Genomic DNA, 3,032 nt, shown 5'->3' on the forward strand with positions numbered 1-3,032 from the left:
TGTCTGGCAGTGCCCTACTCTCGCATGGGGAGGCCCCACACTACCATCGGCGCGACGGCGTTTCACTGCTGAGTTCGGCATGGATTCAGGTGGTCCCACCGCGCTATTGCCGCCAGACAAATCTGGGTTCAATCTCGAACAAGCTGCTGTTTTCTGAAACTTTCTCTCTCATCCCCAAAACACCTTCGGTGTTGTCAGGTTAAGCCTCACGGTCCATTAGTACTGGTTAGCTCAACGTCTCGCAACGCTTACACACCCAGCCTATCTACGTCCTCGTCTCGAACGCTCCTTCAGTACCCTCAGGGGGTAAGGGAAGACTCATCTCAAGGCAAGTTTCCCGCTTAGATGCTTTCAGCGGTTATCTCTGCCGCACTTAGCTACCGGGCAATGCCATTGGCATGACAACCCGAACACCAGTGGTGCGTCCACTCCGGTCCTCTCGTACTAGGAGCAGCCCCTTTCAATCTTCCAACGCCCACGGCAGATAGGGACCGAACTGTCTCACGACGTTCTAAACCCAGCTCGCGTACCACTTTAAATGGCGAACAGCCATACCCTTGGGACCTACTTCAGCCCCAGGATGTGATGAGCCGACATCGAGGTGCCAAACACCGCCGTCGATATGAACTCTTGGGCGGTATCAGCCTGTTATCCCCGGAGTACCTTTTATCCGTTGAGCGATGGCCCTTCCATTCAGAACCACCGGATCACTAAGACCTACTTTCGTACCTGCTCGCGCCGTCACGCTCGCAGTCAAGCTAGCTTATGCCTTTGCACTAACCTCACGATGTCCGACCGTGATTAGCTAACCTTCGTGCTCCTCCGTTACGCTTTGGGAGGAGACCGCCCCAGTCAAACTACCCACCAGACACTGTCCGCAGCCCGGATTACGGGCCCACGTTAGAACATCAAACATTCAAGGGTGGTATTTCAAGGATGGCTCCATGCAGACTGGCGTCCACACTTCACAGCCTCCCACCTATCCTACACATCAAGGCTCCATGTTCAGTGTCAAGCTATAGTAAAGGTTCACGGGGTCTTTCCGTCTTGCCGCGGGTACACTGCATCTTCACAGCGAGTTCAATTTCACTGAGTCTCGGGTGGAGACAGCCTGGCCATCATTACGCCATTCGTGCAGGTCGGAACTTACCCGACAAGGAATTTCGCTACCTTAGGACCGTTATAGTTACGGCCGCCGTTTACTGGGGCTTCGATCAAGAGCTTCTCCCGGAGGATAACCCCATCAATTAACCTTCCAGCACCGGGCAGGCGTCACACCGTATACGTCCACTTTCGTGTTTGCACAGTGCTGTGTTTTTATTAAACAGTTGCAGCCAGCTGGTATCTGCGACTGGCCTCAGCTCCATGGGTAAACCACTTCACCTAACGCCAGCGTGCCTTCTCCCGAAGTTACGGCACCATTTTGCCTAGTTCCTTCACCCGAGTTCTCTCAAGCGCCTGGGTATTCTCTACCTGACCACCTGTGTCGGTTTGGGGTACGATTGTGTGTGACCTGATGCTTAGAGGCTTTTCCTGGAAGCAGGGCATCAACCACTTCAGCACCGTAGTGCCTCGTCATCGCGCCTCAGTGTTAACAAATGACCGGATTTGCCTGGTCATTCCACCTACACGCTTAAACCGGGACATACCGTCGCCCGGCCGGCCTAGCCTTCTCCGTCCCCCCTTCGCAGTCACACCCAGTACAGGAATATTAACCTGTTGCCCATCGACTACGCTTTTCAGCCTCGCCTTAGGGGTCGACTCACCCTGCCCCGATTAACGTTGGACAGGAACCCTTGGTCTTCCGGCGAGCGGGTTTTTCACCCGCTTTATCGTTACTTATGTCAGCATTCGCACTTCTGATACCTCCAGCAGGCCTCACAGCCCACCTTCAACGGCTTACAGAACGCTCCCCTACCCAACAACATCGAAATGTTGCTGCCGCAGCTTCGGTGCATGGTTTAGCCCCGTTACATCTTCCGCGCAGGCCGACTCGACCAGTGAGCTATTACGCTTTCTTTAAATGATGGCTGCTTCTAAGCCAACATCCTGGCTGTCTGAGCCTTCCCACTTCGTTTCCCACTTAACCATGACTTGGGGACCTTAGCTGGCGGTCTGGGTTGTTTCCCTCTTCACGACGGACGTTAGCACCCGCCGTGTGTCTCCCGTGATAACATTCTTCGGTATTCGCAGTTTGCATCGGGTTGGTAAGTCGGGATGACCCCCTAGCCGAAACAGTGCTCTACCCCCGAAGATGACTTCACGAGGCGCTACCTAAATAGCTTTCGGGGAGAACCAGCTATCTCCCGGTTTGATTGGCCTTTCACCCCCAGCCACAAGTCATCCGCTAATTTTTCAACATTAGTCGGTTCGGTCCTCCAGTTAGTGTTACCCAACCTTCAACCTGCCCATGGCTAGATCACCGGGTTTCGGGTCTATACCCTGCAACTTAACGCCCAGTTAAGACTCGGTTTCCCTGCGGCTCCCCTATACGGTTAACCTTGCTACAGAATATAAGTCGCTGACCCATTATACAAAAGGTACGCAGTCACCCCACCACTAAGCCCCCTCTGCTTGATGTTGGCGGTTGGGCGTCGCTGGCGCGTCGCCGACCGTCATCAGGCAAAAGATGACGCTGTGGACTTCACCACTGGCTTAGTGGTGGGGCTCCCACTGCTTGTACGTACACGGTTTCAGGTTCTGTTTCACTCCCCTCGCCGGGGTTCTTTTCGCCTTTCCCTCACGGTACTGGTTCACTATCGGTCAGTCAGGAGTATTTAGCCTTGGAGGATGGTCCCCCCATGTTCAGACAGGATACCACGTGTCCCGCCCTACTCTTCGAGCTCACAATACCTGCGTCTTCGGATACGGGGCTATCACCCTTTACTGCCGGCCTTTCCAGGCCGTTCTCCTGACGCAGATGCTGATGTTGGCTCTGGGCTCCTCCCCGTTCGCTCGCCGCTACTGGGGGAATCTCGGTTGATTTCTTTTCCTCGGGGTACTGAGATGTTTCAGTTCCCCCGGTTCGCCTC

At 54.6% G+C, this 3,032-nt stretch carries 1 protein-coding gene, 1 rRNA gene and 1 other annotated feature (1 of these 3 cut by a window edge); of the genes, one reads left to right on the top strand and one right to left on the bottom strand.

What is annotated here, in order from left to right; translation table 11 throughout:
* Position 1: 1 nt before the first annotated feature.
* A 5S ribosomal RNA gene (gene rrf, locus Xkoz_RS26510) occupies positions 2 to 117 on the bottom strand.
* Positions 118 to 195: 78 nt separating this feature from the next.
* Positions 196 to 3,032 (bottom strand) — a sequence feature (mutual gap in cmsearch alignment for this rRNA model is longer than 100) (it continues 160 nt past the right edge of the window).
* Here rrf and Xkoz_RS26515 point away from each other — a divergent pair.
* The gene (locus Xkoz_RS26515) at positions 2,578 to 2,781 is read left to right on the top strand and encodes a hypothetical protein (protein ID WP_208615198.1); all 204 of its coding nucleotides are present in this window, start codon (positions 2,578 to 2,580) and stop codon (positions 2,779 to 2,781) included. It overlaps the preceding feature by 204 nt.

Source organism: Xenorhabdus kozodoii (genome assembly GCF_002632875.1).
Taxonomy (GTDB): Bacteria; Pseudomonadota; Gammaproteobacteria; order Enterobacterales; family Enterobacteriaceae; genus Xenorhabdus; species Xenorhabdus kozodoii.